Annotated in this window: 25 protein-coding genes, 1 pseudogene and 1 riboswitch; of the genes and pseudogenes, 6 read left to right on the forward strand and 20 right to left on the reverse strand. The window is 27.4% G+C overall.

Going from position 1 to position 24225, the window contains the following annotated elements; genetic code table 11:
* Window positions 1-19 precede the first annotated feature (19 nt).
* The 18 genes and pseudogenes from LW893_RS06780 to LW893_RS06865 form a co-directional block, all read right to left on the reverse strand.
* Window positions 20-727: a pseudouridine synthase gene (locus LW893_RS06780; RefSeq protein WP_233056520.1), complete on the reverse strand. Its 708-nt coding sequence runs from the start codon at window positions 725-727 to the stop codon at window positions 20-22.
* Between the two features lies 1 nt (window position 728).
* Entirely contained in the window at window positions 729-1319 is a 591-nt protein-coding gene (locus LW893_RS06785) for a hypothetical protein (RefSeq protein ID WP_233056521.1), read from the reverse strand.
* Complete coding sequence (locus LW893_RS06790; RefSeq protein ID WP_233056522.1) at window positions 1319-2200, reverse strand: DMT family transporter; 882 nt, start codon at window positions 2198-2200, stop codon at window positions 1319-1321. The genes LW893_RS06785 and LW893_RS06790 overlap by 1 nt, the downstream gene beginning before the upstream one ends.
* Before the next feature lie 23 nt (window positions 2201-2223).
* Entirely contained in the window at window positions 2224-2688 is a 465-nt protein-coding gene (locus tag LW893_RS06795; protein ID WP_233056523.1) for an 8-oxo-dGTP diphosphatase, read from the reverse strand.
* A 235-nt stretch (window positions 2689-2923) separates the two neighbouring features.
* Window positions 2924-4099, reverse strand: coding sequence for a D-alanyl-D-alanine carboxypeptidase family protein (locus LW893_RS06800; protein WP_233056524.1), 1176 nt, complete (start codon window positions 4097-4099; stop codon window positions 2924-2926).
* Window positions 4100-4108: 9 nt separating this feature from the next.
* Entirely contained in the window at window positions 4109-5374 is a 1266-nt protein-coding gene (serS, locus tag LW893_RS06805; protein ID WP_233056525.1) for a serine--tRNA ligase, read from the reverse strand.
* Between the two features lie 2 nt (window positions 5375-5376).
* Window positions 5377-6561, reverse strand: coding sequence for an AI-2E family transporter (locus tag LW893_RS06810; RefSeq protein WP_233056526.1), 1185 nt, complete (start codon window positions 6559-6561; stop codon window positions 5377-5379).
* A 9-nt stretch (window positions 6562-6570) separates the two neighbouring features.
* The gene (locus tag LW893_RS06815; RefSeq protein WP_233056527.1) at window positions 6571-7551 is read right to left on the reverse strand and encodes an ATP-binding protein; all 981 of its coding nucleotides are present in this window, start codon (window positions 7549-7551) and stop codon (window positions 6571-6573) included.
* A gap of 2 nt (window positions 7552-7553) precedes the next feature.
* Entirely contained in the window at window positions 7554-8309 is a 756-nt protein-coding gene (locus LW893_RS06820; protein ID WP_233056528.1) for a DnaD domain-containing protein, read from the reverse strand.
* Complete coding sequence (locus tag LW893_RS06825; RefSeq protein ID WP_233056529.1) at window positions 8293-8904, reverse strand: GNAT family N-acetyltransferase; 612 nt, start codon at window positions 8902-8904, stop codon at window positions 8293-8295. Before LW893_RS06825 ends, LW893_RS06820 begins: the two co-directional genes overlap by 17 nt.
* Window positions 8897-10219 carry a replicative DNA helicase gene (gene dnaB / locus LW893_RS06830; protein WP_233056530.1) on the reverse strand — a complete coding sequence of 441 codons (1323 nt, stop codon included), beginning with the start codon at window positions 10217-10219 and terminating at the stop codon, window positions 8897-8899. The genes LW893_RS06825 and dnaB overlap by 8 nt, the downstream gene beginning before the upstream one ends.
* Window positions 10220-10222: 3 nt before the next feature.
* Entirely contained in the window at window positions 10223-10669 is a 447-nt protein-coding gene (rplI, locus tag LW893_RS06835) for a 50S ribosomal protein L9 (protein ID WP_233056531.1), read from the reverse strand.
* Window positions 10650-12647 (reverse strand): DHH family phosphoesterase, encoded by a 1998-nt coding sequence (locus tag LW893_RS06840; protein WP_233056532.1) that lies wholly within the window; start codon window positions 12645-12647, stop codon window positions 10650-10652. Before LW893_RS06840 ends, rplI begins: the two co-directional genes overlap by 20 nt.
* Window positions 12632-13489, reverse strand: coding sequence for a DUF2232 domain-containing protein (locus tag LW893_RS06845; RefSeq protein WP_233056533.1), 858 nt, complete (start codon window positions 13487-13489; stop codon window positions 12632-12634). The genes LW893_RS06840 and LW893_RS06845 overlap by 16 nt, the downstream gene beginning before the upstream one ends.
* 210 nt (window positions 13490-13699) lie before the next feature.
* A complete protein-coding gene (locus tag LW893_RS06850; RefSeq protein WP_233056534.1) occupies window positions 13700-14416 on the reverse strand; it encodes a carbon-nitrogen hydrolase family protein in 717 nt (238 codons plus the stop codon).
* A gap of 10 nt (window positions 14417-14426) precedes the next feature.
* On the reverse strand, window positions 14427-14912 hold the full coding sequence (locus tag LW893_RS06855) for a GNAT family N-acetyltransferase (protein WP_233056535.1): 486 nt from the start codon (window positions 14910-14912) through the stop codon (window positions 14427-14429).
* Between the two features lie 455 nt (window positions 14913-15367).
* Window positions 15368-15631: an SWEET family sugar transporter gene (locus LW893_RS06860; protein WP_233056536.1), complete on the reverse strand. Its 264-nt coding sequence runs from the start codon at window positions 15629-15631 to the stop codon at window positions 15368-15370.
* 89 nt (window positions 15632-15720) lie between these two features.
* Window positions 15721-15924 (reverse strand): annotated as a pseudogene (locus LW893_RS06865) (transposase); the annotation flags it as partial.
* 317 nt (window positions 15925-16241) lie between these two features.
* Between LW893_RS06865 and LW893_RS06870 the strand changes: the two are divergent.
* A complete protein-coding gene (locus LW893_RS06870) occupies window positions 16242-18221 on the forward strand; it encodes an alpha/beta hydrolase family protein (RefSeq protein WP_233056537.1) in 1980 nt (659 codons plus the stop codon).
* A gap of 46 nt (window positions 18222-18267) precedes the next feature.
* On the opposite strand, the gene LW893_RS06875 is transcribed toward LW893_RS06870, so the two are convergent.
* Window positions 18268-18918: an HAD family hydrolase gene (locus LW893_RS06875; RefSeq protein ID WP_233056538.1), complete on the reverse strand. Its 651-nt coding sequence runs from the start codon at window positions 18916-18918 to the stop codon at window positions 18268-18270.
* Window positions 18919-19114: 196 nt separating this feature from the next.
* A riboswitch (SAM riboswitch) is annotated at window positions 19115-19211 on the forward strand.
* An 82-nt stretch (window positions 19212-19293) separates the two neighbouring features.
* Here LW893_RS06875 and LW893_RS06880 point away from each other — a divergent pair.
* Genes LW893_RS06880 through LW893_RS06890 form a run of 3 tightly spaced genes read left to right on the forward strand, consistent with a single transcriptional unit; the run spans window position 19294 to window position 21779 of the window.
* Window positions 19294-20289: a methionine ABC transporter ATP-binding protein gene (locus tag LW893_RS06880; RefSeq protein WP_233056539.1), complete on the forward strand. Its 996-nt coding sequence runs from the start codon at window positions 19294-19296 to the stop codon at window positions 20287-20289.
* 1 nt (window position 20290) lies between these two features.
* Window positions 20291-20938, forward strand: coding sequence for a methionine ABC transporter permease (locus LW893_RS06885; protein WP_233056540.1), 648 nt, complete (start codon window positions 20291-20293; stop codon window positions 20936-20938).
* A 13-nt stretch (window positions 20939-20951) separates the two neighbouring features.
* Window positions 20952-21779, forward strand: a complete 828-nt coding sequence (locus tag LW893_RS06890; protein WP_233056541.1) for a MetQ/NlpA family ABC transporter substrate-binding protein — start codon at window positions 20952-20954, stop codon at window positions 21777-21779.
* A 68-nt stretch (window positions 21780-21847) separates the two neighbouring features.
* Here the strand turns inward: LW893_RS06890 and LW893_RS06895 are convergent, their stop codons facing one another.
* Window positions 21848-22366: a TetR/AcrR family transcriptional regulator gene (locus LW893_RS06895; RefSeq protein ID WP_233056542.1), complete on the reverse strand. Its 519-nt coding sequence runs from the start codon at window positions 22364-22366 to the stop codon at window positions 21848-21850.
* 25 nt (window positions 22367-22391) lie between these two features.
* Between LW893_RS06895 and LW893_RS06900 the strand changes: the two genes are divergently transcribed.
* Entirely contained in the window at window positions 22392-22667 is a 276-nt protein-coding gene (locus LW893_RS06900) for a hypothetical protein (RefSeq protein ID WP_233056543.1), read from the forward strand.
* A gap of 141 nt (window positions 22668-22808) precedes the next feature.
* Window positions 22809-24185 carry an MATE family efflux transporter gene (locus LW893_RS06905; protein ID WP_233056544.1) on the forward strand — a complete coding sequence of 459 codons (1377 nt, stop codon included), beginning with the start codon at window positions 22809-22811 and terminating at the stop codon, window positions 24183-24185.
* The last annotated feature ends 40 nt before the right edge of the window (window positions 24186-24225 follow it).

Below are 24225 nucleotides of genomic sequence, written 5' to 3' on the forward strand. Positions count from 1 at the left end.
TTTGATTATAATCAAAACTTTATTTAAAAATTTCTTCTAATTCAGTATTTGTAATTTCTCGATATTCTCCAAGTTCAAGTTTTTCATCCAAACTTAGATTTCCAATACTAACTCTTTTTAGCTCTACAACTTCATTTCCAACATATTCTAACATTCTTTTTACTTGATGGAATTTTCCTTCAGAAATTGTAAGGTAAATTTCTCTTTTTGAAATTTCTTCAACCTTTGCATTTTCAGTTGTAAAATCTTCTTTTTCAAAATATATTCCGTTTTCAAGACTTTCTATTTGATTTGATGAAATATCATCTCTTAAAGTAACTAAATATTTTTTATTTACTTTTTTCTTAGGATTTGTAACATTGTATGAAAATTTACCATCATTTGTTAAAATCAAAAATCCAGTTGTATCTATATCAAGTCTACCAACAGGAAATAATTCCATGTTAGAGTATGGAAATTCTAATAATTCTAAAACTGTAGGAAGTTTTGGATCAAATGTTGCACTGATATAGTCCTTAGGTTTATTCAACATGAGATAAGTAAATTCCTTATAGATTACTATTTCATCGTCAAATAAAATTTCGTCTTTATCAATATCAACCTGTGTATTTGGACTTTTTTCAAACTTTCCATTTAGCTTAACTCTACAAGTTTTTAAAAACTTTTTTATTTCACTTCTCGAGCCAATTCCCATATGGCAAAGAAATCTGTCAATTCTAATTTTCATTTTATCTAGTGATTAACTTATTGCTATCTGAAATATTCTTATATTTTAAAGAATATCTTTCAAATATACCATTAACAAATGCTTCTCTAATTTCATGATATAAAGAAACTTCTAAATTGAATTCATTGAAATATTGTTTGTGTATATCATTATAAAGAATAAATTCTAATTCATTTTCTTCTTCTCTAGAAACACTTATTGAAACATCGCATGGAAGTCCGTCAAGTAATATATCCATTAATAATTCATAAGCATCTTTTAAAGATGAAACTTCTTGTTCTGGGAAAGATTTTCCATATTCAAAAGCAACTTTTTTTATTTCTTCAAGTGAAATACCTCTATCTAAAAGTGTTTTTACAATATATGCAAATCTTATTTCAACATTTGAAACAGCTGTATGTAACCAGCCATGAATATTACTTTGGTCTATTACTTCTTCTAAATCTTTAGAATATAAGCCTGGAAATAGACCTTCAACTTCTTCCCTTTCTTCTTTATTTAGAAACTTTTCTTCTAATTTAAAAGTTAATTCTTGTGCGATTAAAATTTTATCATACATCCAAAAATGTATTGGTGCTAAAAATGCGCTCATTATTTTTTTCTCCTTCTACCATCACTATTTATTGACAATAATAATACTGCCAATATTATTAAACCACAACCTATAACTTTAAAAATTGTCATAGATTCGTTAAGAAACATTATACCCAAAATTACACTTGTAATTGGCTCAAATGTACATAATATTGAAGCCGTTGTTGCTCCACAGTATTTAACTCCAAGTTGTAAAAATGCATTACCAAAAATTGAAGTTAAAAATGATATTAAAATTGTAAGTATCCAAGCCATTGGTGTTAGTGCAAAAGTAAGTTGTCCCATTGCTTTTCCTAATGCATAAAGACCAACTATGTTGAATAAACTTATATAGAGAGTACATTTGAATGGATCCATATGTTTAAATCCACTTTTATCTAAATATACTAGGAATAAACTGTAAGTTACACCTGATAATGCTGCTAAAAATATACCTAAAGCACTTCCTCCTGTAACTTCATCAACTAACATTACAATACCTATCATTGAAAAAACAAGAGCAGCCATTTTTTTTAAAGTAACTTTTTCTTTAAAAAATAAGATACAAATAAAATAAACTACACAAGGATAGATAAAATGAATAGTAGTTGCCATTCCAACAGAAATATAATTATATGATGCATAAAGTGCTGTTGTTGTAATTCCAATTCCTAAAAAGGAAAGTGCTATAAAATGAAGAAATTCCCTTTTTGTTATCTTCATAGGAGTTTGGTTTTTTCTCATTCCCGCATATAAAAATGGCAATCCCAATAAAGCCCTTAAAAAAGTTAAGGTAATAGCATTATTCCCTCCGTCATAAGTAAGCTTTGCAAGTATTGGCGTAAAACCGAAAACAAAAGCAGAAATAATTGTATAAATAATACCTTTTATAAAATTCATAATTTCCTCCTATTTTTATTATTTTAAAAGAATTCTTCCAATTCTATTTCATCATTTTTATTCCATCTAATCATCAATTCACTATGCTCATCATTTAGATATAAATCAAGAATTTTATCTATGCTATAGCTCTTTCCATCAGCATTTTTAAACTCTTCAATTCCCATCCAAAAGAGTTTTCCCTCAACATTATCTTCTATTAAACTTCCTGAAAAATCTTCTGTATAATATAAAAAACCTAGTTCTCTTGTATCATTACTCTCAGCGACCCATGTAACAGTTCCCTTTAATTTTAAATTTTTAACTTTTAATCCAGTTTCTTCAAAAACTTCTCTAACACATGAATCATATAGAACTTCTCCATCTTCAACATGTCCACCAACAAAAGTAAGTCCTTCCCAACCATGTTTTTTTACTTTATCTAAAACTAAAATTTTATCTTTTTCTCTATCGTAAATCATACACATATTTACTAAAACTGTTTCCATAAATCCTCCGAATTTTTTGGCAAATAATTTTCCTTATATTATTATACCATTTAAGCCATTGAATTTTCAATACAAAACTTTATCGAATTATCTAAATTCTAGTAAAATGAGAAGACAAAAATTATACTTTGTCTTTGCTCTGAATTTATCGTAGATACATTAGGTACCCGGGAACCTTGTTGTTTCACAATAAAAAAATCCGATAATTTATCGGATTTTTAATACATTATTTAAATTATGGTAAAACTGTTTCAACTACTTCAAAAATTGTTTTGATAAGTCTTACAGTTCTACTTAATAGTCCAGCTTTTGAATAGTCTTCTTTAGCTACTAAGTCAACTGTAGCTATTACTTCATTAGAGTTTTTAATTAGAATTTCTCCAACTTTATCACCTTTTTTCAAAGGTAATTTCACTTCTCCAACATTTACTTCAGTTGTATAGTTAATACCCTTCATTGAAACTCTTTCAATATCTTCTTTAGGTACTAATTCTACATAACCATTACTTGCAGATTTCACATCTACTTTTTTAGTAAATTTTTCTATATCTATAAGTTTTCTAGTTTCTATATTTTGTTTCGCATAGTTAAGCATATCTTTCATATATTGTGCTCTATCTGCTTTAGTTTTAGCTCCCATTAGAACAGAAATAATTCTAAATTCACTTTCACCTTTTTTGATTTTCATTGTAGAAACTAAGCAGTATCCTGCTTCGTCAGTATGTCCGGTTTTTAAACCGTCAACTCCTTCAACTTCTCCAACTAGAGGAATTGTACTCTCTTTTTTAAAATTTCTTGAAGGTTGTTCTAAAACAGTTGTTTTTGCATATTCTAAAACTTCTGGATATTTTTCTATAATAGTTTTTGAAAGTGTAAAAATATTTCTTGTTGACATTTTATTATCTTGGCCATTTTTTGTAAGTCCTGAAGCGTTTATAAATGTTGCATTTTTAAGTCCAAGTTCACTTGCTTTATCATTCATCATTGTTACAAATTTACTTTCAGTTTCTCCAACTAATTCAGCAAGTGCAACCGCAGCATCATTACCTGAAACAATCATAAGGCCGTCAAGTAAATCTTTAACGCTAATTTCTTCTCCTGCTTTTAAATCCAAACTGGATCCTTCTTCTGAACTAGCAGTTACTGATACTTTAACTTTATCTTCTAATTTAAATTTACCTTCAGCAATCTTTTCTTTTACTAATAAGAAAGTCATTAATTTTGAAATACTTGCTATTGGTAGCGCTTCATCTATATTTTCAGCAATAAATAAAGCTCCTGAATTTGCATCTCCAATTAAAGATGCTGTTGTTTTTTTTTCAATTCCGAAAATTGCATAGGACTTTGCCGTTCCCACAAAACAAATCGAAAATATTAAAGCTAAGCTAAGTAGCGTTTTTCTTAAATTCATAATATCCACCTACTTTCTTATTTCATCTAATCCCATATATTTTCTTAAAACATGTGGAATTTCAATACTTCCGTCTTCTCTTTGATAATTTTCTAAAACAGCTGCAAAAGTTCTTCCAACTGCTAAGCCTGATCCATTCAATGTATGAACAAATTTAACTTTTCCATCTTCATCTCTAAATCTTATATTAGCACGTCTAGCTTGGAAGTCTTCAAAATTTGAACAAGAAGAAATTTCAACATATCTTCCATAACTTGGCATCCAAACTTCTATATCATAAGTCTTTGCACTTGAAAAACCAATGTCGCCAGTACATAAACAAACAACTCTATAAGGAATTTCTAAAAGTTTTAAAATTTCTTCAGCATCATTTGTAAGTTTTTCTAATTCATCATAACTATTTTCAGGATTTACAAATTTAACCATTTCAACCTTGTCAAATTGGTGATTTCGTATCAAACCTCTTGTATCTCTACCAGCTGATCCAGCTTCTTGTCTAAAACAATAAGTAAAAGCTGTATAATATGTTGGAACTTTTTCAAATTCTAAAATTTCATTTGATAAAAGATTTGTAACAGGTACTTCAGCTGTTGGAGCTAAAAACATATCCTTTGAAGGAACATAGAACATATCTTCTTCAAATTTTGGCAATTGTCCTGTTCCATACATTGAATTTCTATTAATTAGAACCGGAACGGAAACCTCATCATAGCCTTGTTCACTATGTAAATCAAGCATGAAGTTTATTAATGCTCTTTCAAGTTTTGCTCCCTTGCCTTTAAAAACTGAAAATCTTGAACCAGAGATTTTTACTGCTCTTTCAAAATCTAATATATCTAAATCAACACCTAAATCCCAATGTGCTTTAACTTCAAAATCGAATTTTTTAGGTTCTAAAAATTTTCTGATTTCTACATTGTCTTCATCACTTTTTCCAATAGGAATTTCTTTGTTTGGTGTGTTTGGAATACTTAAAAGTTCTTTTCTAATTTCTTCATCTAAGTCTTTTACTTTTACATCAAGTTCTTTAATTTCATCAGAAAGTAATTTCATTTCTTTAAATAGTTCGGAAACATCTACTCCTTCTTTTTTTAATTTTGGAACTTGTTTTGAAACCTCGTTTTGTCTAGCTTTTTTATTTTCAACTTCAAAGATTATTTCTCTTCTTTTTTCATCAAGTTCAATAACTTTATCAAGATTATAATTTCCAAATCTTGAATTTAAACTTTCAATAACTTCTTCTTTATTTGCTCTAATTCTCTTAATATCTAACATAATTAAACCTCTTTCTCTTCAAACTCTACAGCTGGGTTTTGTGTGGAATATCCCTTTTTTTCAAGTCTATCTTCTATACTTTCCTTAAGTGTTGTGTAAATTACAACAAATACTGGAACGGAAAGCAAAAATCCAATAACGCCAAATAAACTACCACCAAGTACAAGTGCGAATATAACCCAAAACGAGCTTATTCCTAAACTTTTACCAGAAACCCTTGGAGATATTACATTTGCATCCAACATTGCAACTATTAATACTACAACTATAAACCATAAAACAGTATTAATTGTTGAAGTGAAAAGTAATACTACAACTATTGGAATAGCCCCAAGATAGCATCCAAACCACGGTATAAGATTTGTAAAACCAAGTATGAATGCAAATAGAAGAGCATAATCAATCTTCATAAACATTAAAATTATATAGAACATAACTCCAACTATTATAGCTCCTATTCCTTTTGCTAATATATATGATCTTAATGTAGAGTCAAATCTTTTTACAATTTTAAAAGTAACTTTATTTGCTTTGTCCGGAAATACTGCTATCATAAACTTCTTAGAAATTCTTGAAAAGTTTTCTTTATCATATAGTAAATATCCAGATATAATTATAGCTAAAATAATATTTAAAAACAATGACACTACTCTAGTTGCAAAAGTTGCAACCCAAGGAATCATTTGTGTTAAAATAGTTGTTGAATATGTTGCAAATTCAGTTAATTTACCACTTATAAAAGTTCTTATCTCTGAACTTAATTCAACATTTTGTAACATATACTTAGCATTTTCTACTCCCAAATCAATAAAAGCAGGAGTTCTCTCTACAAACATTTGAATATTTGAGTAAAACTGTGGAATTATATATCTTAAAAGTAAAATTATAAAAGCAAAAAACATAAAATATGTAATTAACATAGAAAAAGTTCTTATAGTTTTGTTTTTCATTTTTTTGAAAAATTCAAATTTTAAAAAGCAATTTTCGAAAAACTTTACAAAAAAGTTTAGAATATATGCAATAGATCCCCCTAAAATAAATGGCATCAATACATATTTTATATTAGTAGTATATGAAATTATTGATTTCATATTTGAAAATATAAAATAACAAAGTATTGAAATTGTAAATATTAAAACACCAGTTATTACATTTACTGTATTTTTTTGTTCCCAATTAAATTTCATAACTACCTCCTATAATTTAATATTTTTGCTAATTTTTTCTCTTAAATCAAAAGGTGGAAAAACAAAGAACTTGAAATTTCCCCTTATTCTACTTGCTACTCTAGAATCATAGTATTCAGCTAAGTCGTATTCTGAAAGATTTGAACTTATAACTGTATTTAATCCTTTTTCAATTCTATAATCCAAAAGTGAGCTTAAAAAACTGTTATTGTTTTTATTCGATATTTCATTTCCAAGATCATCAAGCACTAGAAAATCAACATTTCTTACAAAATCAATTCTGTCTTGTAATTCTTTTTTATCCCTATAAAAACTATAACTATAATTTGCCATAAGTTCAAAAAACTCAGTTGCGGTTATAAAACAAGCTCTTTTTCCCCTATCCAACATGTAATTTACCATTGCTGAAGAAAAATATGTCTTTCCTGCACCACTTTTTCCAAAAAAGAATAGCCCATAGTCTTTATTTTTGAACTCATCACAATAATCTTTTGAAAAATTTATAAGTTTTTCAACATATTCTCTGGAATTTACCAGTCTATTAGCATGTTCAAAATTACCTTCAAAAAGTGAAAAATCAAAATTGTCAAAACTTTGCTCTCTTTTCTTATTTGAAAAACCACTTTCTAAAACTCTATCTTCAACTAAGTCATGCATTATACAACTGCAAACAGTCCCATTAAAATATCCTGTATCTTTACATTTTTCGCAAACAAAATAATTACTTAGATAATTTTTTGAAAAGCCATTTTTTAAAAGTAATTCATCAATACTATTTTGCAGTTTTTTAAATTCTTTTAAATCATCTGAACAGTCAATATTCAATAACTTAGATCTCATAATTTTGGTTGCTAATTTATCTCTATTCAATATTAAATTTTCAATATTTTCAATCGAAGAATAAACTTCTTCTCTTCTTCTTTCTTTTATTTTCTCTCTAATTAAAGGTCTTTTTCCAAGACTTTTTAAAACTAATTCATCTAAATTCATAATTAATACCTATCAAGTAATTCTGATGTTGCCGAATTGTTATTTTTGAGTTTTTCTATTTTTTCATCATCTGTTAAGATATGTTCTTTTTCAATATATTTTTTTGTATTTTTGCTATATCTTTTTATTTTGTTCTTATCTTTGTTTTCAAAATAATTTTGTAAATCTTCAACCGTTGAAATATTATTATCTCTCTTCCAAGCTCTTAAAATTCCTATAATATATTTTGCAGACATACTTTTACCAGTACTATTTGCATATTCATAGGCCTTATAAACTAAGTCCATACCATGGCCAGTTTCCTCTATATGTGCCATAATTTCTGATATTTCATGAGGCTTTAAAGTTAAACCTGTTATCTGTTCAATTTTATTATAATATTCCTTATTATCTATCAACGGCTTTTCTTTTTCTTTTTCTTCTACATTATTATCATAGATTCCACCTGCATAAAGAGCAAAATTATTAACAAATTCAATTCTTTCAACTTTTCCATTTCCATCTAAAGAAAAATCTAGAAGTTCATTGTTTTTCCAGTATTTAAGCGCATTCATAACTTGAACTTCGGAAAATCTAAGTTCCTTCGCTATACATTCCATTGTCAATTCACTCTTATATGAGCCAAAAAGTCTTTTATATAAAAATAAATAAACTTTTAGAGAAATCTCATCTACGATTGGCAAGTAGTTATCTAAAAACATATTCTCAATAGGAGTTACTCCAGGCTGAATTATTGACTTTTTAAAACTTATTTCCACTCCTATCCCACCTTTCTAAAAATCTTAATCTATCTAATTTCATTGTGAAAATTTTGGAATAAATTATATTATTTTTTTCTTCAAAATATTCCTTAGTTTCTTCATATCTTTTTAATTTTTGCATTTTTTGAACTTCAAAATCTCCAAGAAACTCGCTTATTTTTTCAAATCCAATTTTTTCATATAATTTTATTGCTCTTTGATTAAAAGCATTTACATTTAGCCAAATAGAACATTTATCAAAATTTTCAAAATAGTATTCTAAAAATAGTCTAAGTGATTTAAAACCATATCCTTTAGAACAGTATTTTTCATCTAAAGACAAAGACAATTCATAATTGCTATTTAAAAAACTAATCCTACTAATTCCAATATATCCAATCATAATTTCATTTAAGAATATTACAAAATAATTATTCTTTTTTGACTTAATTTTCTTTTCCCATTTCTTTATTTCAGACTCTTTCAAAAAACAAAGATTATAATCTGTGAGCAAAATATCATCATATGGAGAGAAATTCTTAAAGTTATTTAAATCATTTTTTTCAAATTTTTTAATTTTAATATCATCATCTTCAATTAAAAAATTATCCATTGAAAAGCTCCTTATCTATATTAGTTTCAAGGTCGATAAATCTTGTACACTCTTTGATAAAGTTTAGTTCAACGCTTCCTGTTTCACCATTTCTATGCTTTGCAATAATCAATTCAATTTGATTTTTCACTTCAGCTTCTTCATTTTGATAATCTTCTCTGAAAAGTAATATTACAACGTCAGCATCTTGTTCGATAGCTCCCGATTCTCTAAGGTCACTTAGTCTTGGCTTTCTGCCACTCTTTTCACTATCACGAGATAACTGACTTAATGCTAAAATAGGAACATCCAACTCTTTTGCTAGAGCCTTTAAATTTCTTGAAATAGTTGAAATTTCTTGTTGTCTATTTTCATTTCTTCCTTCAGAAGTCATAAGTTGCAAGTAGTCTATCATTATAAAGTCAAGACCACCATCAGCTTTAAGTCTTCTACATTTACTTCTAAGCTCAGTTATAGAAATCCCTGCTGTATCATCAATATAAATAGATTTTTCAGCTATAATAGAACTCGCTTGAAAAATATCTTCCCATTCATCTATATCTCCACTTATCAAATTTTTTAAATTTATAAGCGAAAGAGAACTCAACATTCTTTGTGCTAATTGAGCTTTACTCATTTCCAAAGAGAAAATAGCAACTCTATGATCGTTTCTTGCTGCATTTAAGGCAATATTTACAGCTAAAGCAGTTTTCCCTACAGATGGTCTTGCAGCAAGTAAAATCAAATCTTTTCTTTGCATTCCGAGTAATATCCTATCTAAGTCTCTAAAACCTGTAGGAATACCTGTTAATGAACCTTTGTTTTTACTTCTTTCATCAAGTGTATTTATAAGTTCTTCAAGTGTATCTTTAACATGAGTCAGTCCAGATCTATTTTCATTTTGAGATAAATCAAAAATTTGTTCTTCAATAGATTTTAAAACATCTCCATAGTCCTCATTTTTATATGCTCTATTCTTAATATTATCAATTATAAAAAGTAAATTTCTAGTATCTGACTTATCCTTAACAATTTTACAATAGCTTTCAATATTTGATGAAAAAGCTACTGTATTAACAATTTCAACAACTCCTCCAATACCATTATTTGATTCAGTATCAAAGCCCATTTGTTCCATTTTATTTACTACTGTTAAAGGATCTACACTATTATTCTCTCTTGATAATTCCAAGATTGCACTAAATATATCTTTATGCCAACCTAAATAGAAATCTTTTCTCTTTAATTTTTCAAAAACAAATTCTCTTTTAGTTTGATCTGTAATCATTATCGACAAGACGCATTTTTCAGCTTCTAAGTCGTAAATATCATGCATAAATTACTCCTTTTCAATAGAAACCTTAACAGATGCTAAAATTTCTGGATAAACTCTTACTGGCACTGTCAAAGTACAAAGTGATTTTATATTTTCCTTTAATTCTATTTTTCTTTTATCAATTTCAATTTTATGTTGTTTTTTCAAAGCATCACTAATGTCTTGAGAAGTTATTGAACCGAATAGTTTATCTCCATTTCCAGTTTTAGTTTTAATAACAACTTCTAAATTTTCTAAAACATCTTTTAATTCTTTTGCATTTTTTATATTTTCAGCTTCAATTCTCTTTAATTCAGCTTGTTCTTTTTCCCAAATTTCAAGATTTTCCTTAGTAGCTTCTTTTGCTAAACCATTTGGAATTAAGAAGTTTCTTGCATATCCTGTCTTAGCATTAACAAGTTCTCCCGCTTTTCCAAAGCTCTTTACATCTTTAATTAAAATTACTTTCATCTATATTTTCCTCCAATAAATAGTCATCAATTGCTTTTTTCAATTTTTCAATTGCTTCATCCATTGTGCAATCAAGTCTTGCACCAGCAGAAGTGTAATGTCCACCTCCACCAATTTTTTCTAATATTAATTGTACTGAGATTTTACCTAAACTTCTTCCACTAATATGGATTTGTCCTGAAACAATTGTTAAAACAAAACTACATTCTATATCTAAAACTCCAAGTAAATCATCTGCAGCTTGTGCAGCAATTAACATGGATTCATCAATTTCTTCTGGAAAAACTCCGATACCTATATAATTTCTATATGAAATTGCATGAGATAAAACATTTGATTTTAACTTAATTGTATTGAAATTATCTTTGAAAAGATGTTTAATAGCAATACTATCAGCTCCAAAACGTTTCAAGAATGAAGCCATTTCAAATGTTCTTACTCCTGTTTGATAGTAGAAATTCTTTGTATCAACTGTAATTCCTGCTATTAATGCCTCTGCTATCAATTTATCTAAATGAGCTTTTTCAAACATATAGTATATTATTTCTGTTACAAGCTCACAAGCAGATGATGCATATGGCTCAAGATAAGTAAGCATTGCATTTTCAACAAAATCTTTACCTATTCTATGATGATCTATTACTACAATTTTTGAAGTAACATCTAATAGATATGGCGCTTCTGTTGAAAGTTTTCTAGAATTATCAACTAGAATTACAACACTTGTATCTTTACAAATATCATAAGCTTTCTCAGGAGAAATCATCTTATTTATATATTCAGGTTCTCCAACTCTTATCCTATCATATACATTTTTTATTGTAACTGGAACATCTTCTAAAACCATATAACAATCTTTTTTTAGCTCTTTACAGATTGCCATAACCCCAAGTCCTGCACCAAAACAGTCCATATCAGGATTTTTATGCCCCATTACAAAAACTTCTGAAGCTTCTCTAATTATAGTTTCAAGGGCTTGAGAAATAACTCTGGCTTTAACCTTATTTCTTTCAACACCTTTACTATTCTTTCCACCATAAAATTCTAAATCTTCTCCGTTTTTAAATACAATTTGTGCTCCGCCACGTCCTAATGCCATATCAAGAGCAGTTTGAGCTTCTTTATATTTTTCAAAAGGATTAGTCCCACCAAGACCAACACCAACACTCAAAGTTGGCACTATATTTCCAGATATTTCTATTTTTTTCAATTTTTCAATAATTCTAAATTTATCAGCTTTAATCTTTTTTAAAATTGAATTTGACGTTATTACAATATACTTGCCAGTATCATATTTTCTAATAAGCGCACCATAGTTTACGAAATAACTTATAATAATTTTATCCATTTCAGCAAGTAGTATAGTTTTAAAATCATCATCTATACTACTACGAACATCTTCATAATTGTCTATATAAACCAACATAGTATTTAGAGTATCATCTTCATATTTTTCTTGAAGTTTTGAAAACTCTAAATTATCTATCAAATAGATAACAGTGTTAACATCGCCATTATCTTTATCTTTTACAACATTATAATAAACTACAAAATTAAATTTATTAGTTACCCAATTAACTTTTCCAGAACCTGATTTTAAGGCTTCTGAAATATCGAAATTTGAAATTTCTGAATTAATATCAATTCCAATAATATCATCTCCTGAAAAAAGTTCAGAAAATTCTGGACTATACCATTTTACTCTGCCTTTATTATTAAGCACAGCAACAGGAAATGGCATTTTATACACCACTTCACTTGCAATATTATCAAGTGAATCTCTATACTTCTTTACATCTTCTTCGTATTCTACATTTTTTGCCTTTACATAGTATAAAACTAAAATTAAGGTAATAAAAGTTAGTAAAAAAGATATTAAACCAAAAACAAATTGAAAATAAAGTACAAATGCCGAAATTAAAAACATAAACAAAAATACAATATAAAAATCTGAAAATTTAATTATTTTCTTTCCCATTTCACACCTCTCCTAATAGTACACACAATACCGTATATAAAATATAATAAATATAAGAAAGTAAAAAATATTGAAATAAAAGTAATTAGATTTGACAAAAAAGTACTATTTCTAGACTTCAAAAATGTATTAAATTTTATAAAGCCTTGAATTACCATAATTTCAACAAACATCATCATTATATTATATATAGTCAAAAAAACTTGATATTTTCCTTCAAAATCAAAGATGCTTGCAATAAAAATCACTATTGAAATAATTGTAATAAATGTTAGATATTTAGAACTATATGCTACAACATAATCATCTGAATCTCTATTTAATTTGTAAATCTTTTTTGATAAAAATGAATACCCTAATGCACAAAAAACATATGACATTCCAAATGAAATTGCAGGGTAAATTTTCTTCATTGCTTCAACAAAAGATTCTACACTGCCTATATTTAAAACTTCTTTGTAGGATTTAAAATTTTCTAAAAATTCTCCCAAATATTTTACAAAAGTTTCGTATGAATTAGCATTTAATTCTAAAAGTATAAAATCACTTACTAGAAGCATTGCCATAGCAACCGCACTTCCAAGCATAATTTTATATCCATCTACACCATTATCAAGTCCTTTAATCATAATAAAAGAAATAATTACGGGAATGAATGCGGTAAAACTTCCTAAAATCATTAAAGCAAAAATCGAATACATTCCAACTGATAGAAGGTATATTCTAAAATTTGATTTTTTATACAAAATTACCATTGGTACAAAACTTAATAAATTTATAATAGGAAATATTACCATTACCATACTTAAAAAATAATATATTACAAATTTTCTATCTTCCATACTAAACCTCTATTTCTACTATATCTTTAAATGAATTTCTATTCATTAATTATCTTACAAATAATACTGTTTTTAATAAACAATATAACCTTTTTACAAATGCATAAAGTTACTAATATTATACCATATTTGAAGTTATAAATAAATGAGTTGTAAATTTAATTTTAATAAAGAAAAACAGCAAATCAATTTGAATTGCTGTTTTAACATTTAAAAAATTTCAACAAATAAAATATCTTCTTTATTTAATTCTAAACTCTTTTCGATTTTTCCATTTTTAAAATAATATGCCCCACCAACGCTTATCGGCTCGTCTTTTGTTACTGAATTTACTAAAAGTACATTTTCCGATGCTAATTTGGATTGATTAGCATAATCATATTGTTCAGTATTTTCCCATTCATCCTTTGTAAAATTACAATAAACAGGCCAAAGTAAAATTCCATTTGTTTCAAACTTTTCAGGGCAAATCCACATATCGCCACATAGTGCTATTTTAAATTCTCTGTTTTTGTAAATAAATGTATCTGAAATATCTCCTTCACAATAATGTTCATCTGTAATTGAATATTCTTTCCAATTTTTTGTAATTCTTCTATAATTATGAATTATTTTCCCTTTTTCAATCACTACAAAAGAAGAAAAAATCTTTTCTTTTTCTCTTTCAATATAACCAATACCTAGATCAATTTTATGTTTTTCACTAAGATTTTTTAATTTTTCCATTACTACAGAATCCTGTGTAATTGCAATGTCCTTGTCTATTTCATAATTCCAAGAAAGAGAGTCGAAGCCTTGTAAAAAAGTTTCTCCAAAACAAAGTAAATCTGCTTTTTCATTAGCAGAAATAATTGCATTTTCTATTTTTTCAATATTATATTCAATTTTTCCATTTTTAAATTCGTAAGAAACTAAACCTATTTTCATAATATCTCCATTAAAATAATTTTGACATCATATATTCGTCAACATATTTCCCATCTACATACATTGTTTTTTTCTTTGTTCCTTCAATAGAAAATCCACTTTTTTCATAAAGTCTTAGAGCGCTCTTATTTTCACATACTACTGTCAATTCTAATCTTACAATTTTATTTTGTAATGCCCAATCATCCAGCATTTGAAATAATTTCGTTCCTAGCTTTCTATTACAGTAATTTTTTTGGATTCCAATTACTATATAAGCAGTATGTCTTATTCTTCTAAAAACTCCTCTTTGGGCAGTTAAAAATCCTACTATTTTTTCATCATCTATAACACCTAAAACTAGATTGTTTTCATCTTTTAAATTTTTTGATATCCTTTCCTCATTCCAAACTCTTTCGTCAGGTTCAAACATCATAAAATTAGTTTCGCTGTCAATAATTTTTAAACAACCATAAAATTCTTTAGCATCTGTATATATTAATTTTCTAATTACCATAAATTCCTCCATTTTTAAAATTTCATTTAATATAAATATTTTATCATAAAATTAGAGTTTACCAAAATTTATTTTTTGTAATTTTTTGCTTTTGTAGTGTAATCAAATTGCAAAGATTATACATTTTTCGCATTTAAAACTCGCATCTGACTGATAGGAATTAAACACATAGAAAGACTTAAAACAACTGCTGAAATTTTTTCTTCATATAATCCTCCAATATATTTTTTGATATATCAATTTTTAATATCATTTAAAATGATATTATATACTATTATTTTTAGTCAAATATTTTAAAAGAAATTTTTGTTCATTTTACTTTCTATTGAATAATAAAAAGAGTGAGTTGAAAATCAACCCACTCAACATTTGTCAAAGAACCAACAATATAATGCTTGCAAATAGCAGAAAAAACCAGCATTTTTATGAAGTTGCTGGTTTTGTCTATATAATTTTTATAAAGAAGTAATAAAAGTTAAACCGCCTAATATCACTCCCGCTGCATTAGGAATTATGAGAATCCAGTCTTTTTTAGGTTCTTTTGTCCAACCATAGGTTACCCAAATTAAACAAGAAACTGCTGCGAATAGTGGTTGAAATGGTTGAGCTTTTTCTCCTTGTAAGTTAGCGATAATTTGTGGAATATATGCAACAAAGACAAGGATTCCAATAAAAGCTCCAATAGATCCGACAAATTGATTAATTTTTTGTTTAGACATATAACACCTCCTAATGCTTTATTATATCAAAAGGAAAAGATACTGTCAATAATTATGTGTAAACACTCAAGTAGAGTTACGGAGTGTTGATCAAATAAGCTTTCAAGTGTGTCAGAACATTGGTCAAATCCTTTATGGATTCGTTGACTTTAATTGAAATTATAATCTTCAAACAAAGTAACTAAGTAATGTTCCAAAGCCTCCTCGTTAGGAAAAAGAACCTTCTTTTTCGTTTGACGTTTGATTTCTTTGTTAAGAGACACAATAAGATTTGTCGAATAAATGCTGTGCCAATTATATTAGTAATATAAAACTATAAAAAATCATAAAAAGAGTGGGTTGAAAATCAACTCACTCCAACATTTGGCAAAGAACCTAATTAACAATCATAAAATTCTTTAGCATCTTTATATATTAATTTTCTAATTTCCATAAATTTCTCTATTTTTTAAGTTTCATTTAATATAAATATTATATCCTATAACTAGAGTTTACCAAAATTTATTTTTTGTAATTTTTTTGTTTTTGTAGTATAATCAAATTACAAAGATTATACATTAGAATAATTTAATTAATATAAATCTTTGTGAATTTAGTTCAAGGAGGCAATATGAAAAGTATAAAAATTGATGAATTTAAAAACTTTAAATTTTTAGGTAATTTACATTTAAGTAAAGATGAAAAAAATCTATTCTATACTGTTTCTAATATGAATTTAGAAAAGAATTCTTATGAACACAGAATTTACAAAATGGATTTAGAGACTAAAAAATCATTTGTTTTTACTAATGGAGCAAAAGAAAGTTCTTTTACTGAACTTTTAGATGGTTCTATTCTTTTTGCAAGTGATAGAGAAGATTCAAAAGATGATTCAGAACAAACCAAATTTTATAGAATATGTCCTTGTGGTGGAGAAGCTACATTAGACTTTACAATTCCAGCATTAGTAAATACTATTAAGCAAATTAATGAGGATGAATTCTTAGTTTTAGCTAATTTCAACAGAACTAAGGAATTAGAAAAAATAGAAAAAGAAGCTAAAAAAGATGAAAATAAAGAAAAATTATATGATGATTCTAAGGATTATCTAGTTGCTACTGAAATTCCTTTCTGGGGAAATAATGTAGGTTTTACTAACGAAAATAGAAGCAGACTTTATCTTTTCAATAAAAAAACTTCTGAATTTATTCCATTAACTGATGATATTACTGATAATTATTGTCTTCAATTAAATGAAGATAAGACAAAAGCAGTTTTTATCGCAAACTCTTATGTTGGAAAAATGCCACTTGTAACTGAAGTTAGAATTTTAGATATTAAAACTAAGGCTGTTGAAGTTTTAGCAAAAGACTATTCTTTTGAATATGTAAATTTCATTGATTCAAAAAATATTATAACTATAGCAACAGATATGAAAGAATATGGATTAAATGAAAATTCAAATATCTATATTATAAATATCGAAAGTAAGTCCTTTGAAAAGATAGTAAATGATAATTTTGACATGTGTATGCATAATTCTGTTGGAACTGATATTAGATTAACTGGTGGAAAAAGTATTCTTGTTAAAAATGGTTTTATGTACTTTATAAATACAGAAGTAAATAGCGCATATCTTTATAAGATTGATAAAGAAGGAAATCTTGAAAGATTAAACGAAAAATCTGGATCTATTGACTGTTTTGACGTTTCAAAAGACGGAAAAATTTATGCAATAGCTTTAAAAGATTCTAATTTACAAGATATATATGAAATAACTACAGAATCAGAAAATAGAATTTCATTCCATAACGATACATCAGATTATACTCTTTCAGAAGTTGAAGAAATTAATTTTACTAATGATGGAATTGGTTTTATCGGATATGTTATGAAACCTACAGACTATGACCCAGATAAAAAATATCCAGGTGTTCTTCATGTGCACGGAGGTCCTAAAACTGTTTTTGGAAAAGTATTCCATCACGAAATGCAATTTCTAGCAAATAATGGCTATTTTGTATTTTTCACAAATCCTAGAGGCTCTGATGGTAGAGGAAAAGAATTTGCTGATATTCGTGGAAAATATGGAGAAATTGATTTTGACGACTTAATGAAATTTACAGATGCTGTTATTAAAAAATACCCTGCACTTGACGAAGAAAGTCTTGCAATTATGGGTGGAAGTTACGGTGGTTTTATGACTAATTGGGCAATTGGACATACAAATAGATTTAAAGCTGCTTGTTCTCAACGTTCAATAGCGAATATGACTACAGAATTCCTACTTACAGATATCGGATATTATTTCATTGATGATCAAATATCTACAACTCCATGGAATAATTATGATAAAATGTGGTATCATTCTCCATTAAAATATGCAAATAAAGCTAAAACACCAACGCTTTTCATACATTCTGATGAAGATTATAGATGTTGGGTTCCTGAAGGTATTCAAATGTTCTCTGCATTAAAATATCATGACGTACCAGCAAGACTTGTTATGTTCAAAGGTGAAAATCATGAATTATCTAGAAGTGGAAAGCCAATGCATAGAATACGAAGATTAAAAGAAATATTTGATTGGTTTGAAAATTATTTAAAATAATTTATAAATTAAAAAGAGGAGATTCTATTTTAAATCTCCTCTTTTTTTAAAGTCCAATTTTTTTCAAATTTTCAACAGAAATTGTATCCATTTTATAGTCAAATTCTGTAGTTGTATCAAAATATTCCCCATTTGTTAGAGGATCATAAACTAAAACCGTTTTAATTCCCCTTTTCTTTGCAGTATTTAAAGGAGCTTGTGTATCATCAAAGAAAATAATGTCTTCAACTTCTTCATTATGCTTTTTAATCGCCCAATCATAATATCTTACATCATCTTTTAAATATCCACAATCATCACAAGTTTGAATATAGTTAAAATACTTTATAAGTCCTGTTCTTTCAAGACAATTTCTACAAAGTCCAATATTTGTAGCAGTATTTAAAGAAATCTTATATCCCTTTTCTTTTAAATAATCTAATGCTTCAATTACATTTTCTTTTGGCTCATAAATATCATCATAACCTTCTTTTACATATTTTAAATTCTTTGCATAAATTTCATCTGCTGTTAAATCAAGATTGTAATATTCTTTTATAGCAATTCCTCTAGCATAAAGTTTTTTTCCTTTAAACATCTCTTTTAATTCTTCAGTTTCTTCTAAATTCATATCTTTAAGAAAATATGAACAGCTCCCAAACCATCCTCCAATGGAGTCAATCAATGTGCCATCCATATCGAACATTATACACTTCATTGTCTCTCTCCTTTAAAAAATTCTAAAAATTCTTATATTTATTTTAGCATAATTTTATTAACTTCTCAAATATTGGGTAATAAATTGACTAATAAATAACCATTTTTTAATCTTAAAAATTTTTTTAACAATTTTTTAAAAAAAGTGTTGACATTAAATTTTTGTTATGCTATAATTTAGCAACAATATTAAATAACACTTATCCAGAGAGGCGGAGGGACTGGCCCTGTGAAGCCCAGCAACCTGTTTTATAATAAGGTGCTAATTCCAGCGAATTATTCGGAAGATAAGAAATTTTCAGAATCTCTTATCAGAGATTTTTTTTTATATCTAAAAAAGTATTAGATTCCGAAAATATTGAAGAAGGAGGTTTGTATGATAAAAATTGAAAATTTAGTCAAAGTTTATGACAATGGATTAAAAGCTGTTAATAATATTAGTTTAGAAGTCAAAAAAGGAGAAATTTTTGGTATTATCGGTATGAGTGGTGCTGGTAAATCATCTTTAATTAGATGTATTAACCGACTAGAATCTCCCACCGAAGGTAATATTTTTATAGACGGTAAAGATATTGTTACAATGAATAAAAAAGAGCTGAAAGAGGCAAGAAAAAACATGGCAATGATATTTCAATCTTTTAACCTTTTTTATCAAAAAAGTGTTTATGATAATATCGCTTATCCATTGAAAATAAACAAATGGAAGAAAAAAGATATCGATAAAAGAGTTAAAACTCTTTTAGAGTATGTTAACTTGAGCGATAAAATCCATGAATATCCTGCAAATCTTTCCGGAGGACAAAAACAAAGAGTAGCAATAGCTAGAGCTTTAGCGGTCCAACCAAAAATTTTACTTTGTGATGAAGCCACTTCGGCACTAGACCCTCAAAGTACAAAATCTATTTTGGAATTGCTTTTAAAAATCAGAGATGAATTTAATCTTACAATTGTTTTAATAACTCACCAAATGGAAGTTGTTAAATCAGTTTGTGATAGAGCGGCAGTTATAGAAGACGGAAAAATAATTGAACAAAATACAGTTTTAGAACTTTTCACTTCACCAAAAACTGCGACAACAAAGAAATTTATTGAAACTTTACCACAATTTGAAGATTATGTAGATTACCCAGAACAAGATTATCCTGGTTCTATTCTAAGACTTGGTTTTACCAAAGACACTACAACAAGTCCCGTCATTTCCGAACTTATTAGACAAAAAAACATTGATATAAATATAATAAGTGGAAATATCGACAAGATAAAAGAAGGAAAAGTTGGTCATTTAATTGTAGAAGTTTTTGAAAAAGACAAAGTTGATGAAGTTAAAAGCTTCCTTGAAGAGAGAAAAATATTAGTTGAGGAGGTAAATTAAAATGTCGAGTTCATTATTAAAAGCAACATTTCAAACAATTTACATGGTGTTCTTTTCATCACTATTTTCAACTATTATTGGTGGCTTTTTAGGAATTGTATTGGTAGTTACAGATAAAAATGGAATAAAGAGAAATAAATTTGTTTATTCAGTTTTAAGCTTTTTTGTAAATCTTTTTAGATCAGTCCCATTTTTAATTTTAATAATTTATATTTTACCAATATCAAAAGCTTTAATAAATAAAATGACTGGTCCAACCGCTGCAATAATACCATTAACAGTTTCAGCAATGCCATTTGTTGCAAGAATTTTTGAAAATGCTTTAAAAGAAGTTGATTACGGAACTTTAGAAGCAAGCATTTCAATCGGTTCAAGCGATAGAGAAATTATTAAAGTAATGCTTTCTGAAGCTTTACCAACTTTAGTAAATGGAATTACTTTAACAGTTATAAACTTAATTGGATATTCAGCTATGGCAGGAACTGTAGGTGCTCAAGGTCTTGGAGACTTAGCTATCACTTACGGTTATCACAGATTTGATTATGTACAAATGACAGTCCCAGTTGTCATTATAATATTATTAGTTCAAATTATTCAACTTTTAGGAAATTATATTTCCAAAAGAATTAACAAAAAAATAAGTATATAGGAGAGAGAAAAATATGAAAAAGAAATTATTAGCATTAGCATTAGGCTTAGTTGTTGTTTTAACAACAGCATGTGGAGCAAAGAGCTCAGATAACAAATCTTCAGAAAAGAAAGAAGAAAAAAAAGTAGAAACTAAGGTTGTAAAAATTGGTGTATCACCAGAACCTCATCAAAAATTAGTTGAATTAGTTAAAGATGATTTAGAAAAAGAAGGAATTAAACTTGAAATTGTTACTTTCACTGATTATGTTCAACCTAACTTAGCATTAGATGGAAAAGAATTAGATATTAACTTCTTCCAACATAAACCATATTTAGACAAATTCAACCAAGAAAAAGGAACTAAAATTTCACCACTTGGAAATATTCACGTTGAACCAATGGGATTATACTTAAATGCACAATCTGAAATTAAAGATGGCGCTAAAATTGCAATTCCAAATGACCCATCAAACGGAGCAAGAGCATTGATCTTACTTGATAAAAACGGAATCATTAAATTAAAAGACAACACTAATATTTTATCAAGTGTTAAAGATATAGCTGAAAATCCAAAGAACATTCAATTTACAGAAGTTGAAGCTGCTCAATTACCAAGAGTTATCAAAGATTTTGATGGTGCTGTAATTAACGGAAACTATGCAATTGAAGCTGGTCTTAACCCTACTAAAGATGCAAAATTAGTAGAAGGAAAAGATTCACCATACGCAAACTTCTTAGCAGTTAGAACTGGTGATGAAAACAACGAAACATACAAAAAAGTTTTAAAAGCATTACAAAGCGAAAAAGTTAAAGAATTTATAAACAAAACTTACAACGGAGCTGTTGTTCCTGCATTCTAAGACTTATAAGTCATAACAATTCAACTTAAAAAGTGTAGATAAAATCTACACTTTTTTTATTTTAATATTTAGCTTACTGGATCGATAACTCTAAAGAAATAATCTGAAATTTCTTCTGGACTCTCCTCCATTTTATTACCTATCCACCATTTTACTGTTTCTACAAAAGTAGAACAAATATGATTTTTCAAGAATTTTTCGTATTTTTCATCTTTATTTTTTTCAATAAAAATATACTCATCAATAATCTTATAGATATACTTTTTAAAATATTCTAAAAAAAGCTCATTACTCTCACAACTTAAAACTTTTACTATCTTTTCCCTGTTTTCCTTTAAATGATAAAGTATATGTGTAATTAAAATTTTAGGATTTTTCTTTGAATTTTCAAAAACTTTTGAACATTCTCTATTTAAGTCATTTGAAAATATATGATCAAACAATTCTCTACAAATCTCTTTTAACAAATCATCCTTTGTTTCAAAATGAGAGTAAAAAGTACTTCTACCTATATTAGCTCTATCAATAATTTCTTGAACTGTTATTTTATTATAATTTTTCTCTGATAATAACTCAGTAAACGCCATAAAAATTGCAGATGTTTCTGTAGCTATGGGAAAAACAGGTAGTGATATTTCAGTAGAAAGTGCAAATATTGTACTAATGGGAAATGAAGTTTCAAAAATAGTTTATCTAAAAAAACTTGCCAATGCCACTGTGAAAACTATAAAATTCAATATTATAATTTCACTTCTAATCAACTTAGTAGCTGTAATTTTATCAGTTCTTGGATTGTTAAATCCAGTTTTTGGTGCAATAGTGCACAATCTTGGCTCAATACTTGTAATTCTAAATGCGTCATTATTGTATGATAGAAAATTTAATTAAAAAGTATTTACATCACATATGAATATTCCTATAGTCATTTATTTTTAAATAAAGACTTAGGAATATTTTTTATTGCAAAACTTTTGAATATATGATATTATTTTTAAATATGATGTTATTTTAAATATTTTGGAGGATATAATGGTAAAAAACAATGAAGTTGATATGATAAATGGAAAAACCTTGAAAAAAATGGTATTATTTTCAATTCCTATAATTTTTACAAGTATTTTCCAATTACTTTTTAATACAATAGATGTTATAGTCGTAGGACGTTTTTCTGGAAGTTCTGCTCTTGCAGCAGTTGGAGCAACTTCTTCTTTAATTAACTTGCTTATAAGTTTGTTAATAGGAATTTCTATGGGAATAAGTGTTGTTATGGGAAAATATTGTGGTGCAAGAGATTATAAAAATGCTTCAGATACTGTTCATAACGCAATTGGTCTTGCTTTAATTTCAGGAACTATTATGCTTTTCGTAGGTGTTTTAGTTTCAAAACCATTGTTACATCTTATGGGAACTCCTGATGAAATCATTAACTTATCAGCACTTTATATGAGAATTATATTCTTAGGAAGTCCTGCTGGAGCCCTTTACAATTTTGGAGCAGCTCTTTTACGTTCTATTGGAGATACAAAAAGACCTCTTTTCTTTTTGATTGTATCAGGAATTTTAAATGTAATATTAAATTTATTTTTTGTTACTGTTTTACATATGAGTGTTGCAGGTGTAGCTATAGCAACAATTATTTCTCAATATGTATCAGCGTTTATGCTAATTAATTTTTTAAAAAACAGTGTAGGATATATGCATTTGGATTTTAAAAAAATTAAATTACAAAAAGATAAAGTTAAAAATATATTAAGAATTGGACTTCCTGCTGGACTTCAAGGTATCGTATTTAGTATCTCAAATGTATTAATTCAATCTTCAATAAATACATTTGGAAGCCTTGTAATAGCAGGGAATACAGCTGCAATCAACATTGAGAGCTTTGTATATATGTCAATGAATGCAATTTATCAGTCAACACTTAGCTTTACAAGTCAAAATATGGGTGCAAAAAAATATCATAGAGTAGATAAAATACTACTGCAAGGTCTTGGAATTGTAACAGTAGTAGGATTTGTGCTTGGGGTTGGTGCATATGCTTTGGGAAATGTTCTACTTGGAATATTCACCGACAATCCAGAAGTTATTATGTATGGGCTTAATAGAATGAAAATTGTTTCAGCAACTTACCTACTATGTGGACTTATGGACGTAACAGTTGGATCTTTAAGAGGAATGGGGTATTCTATTTTGCCAATGATTGTTTCATTGACAGGAGCATGCCTATTTAGAATTATTTGGATATTTTCAATTTTCCAAATATATAGAACTCAAGAATCACTTTATATTTCTTATCCGATTTCATGGGCATTGACAACCACAGCACATATCTGTTGCTATTTAATTATAAGAAAAAAATTATTAAAACAAAATGATGAAAACATAAACGAAGCATACGCTCAATAAAAAAGCAGACTAAAATGTCTGCTTTTTTTGTGTAATTTTC

Origin of the sequence: Parvimonas micra (assembly GCF_021300775.1) — a bacterium.
Classification (GTDB): Bacteria; Bacillota; Clostridia; order Tissierellales; family Peptoniphilaceae; genus Parvimonas.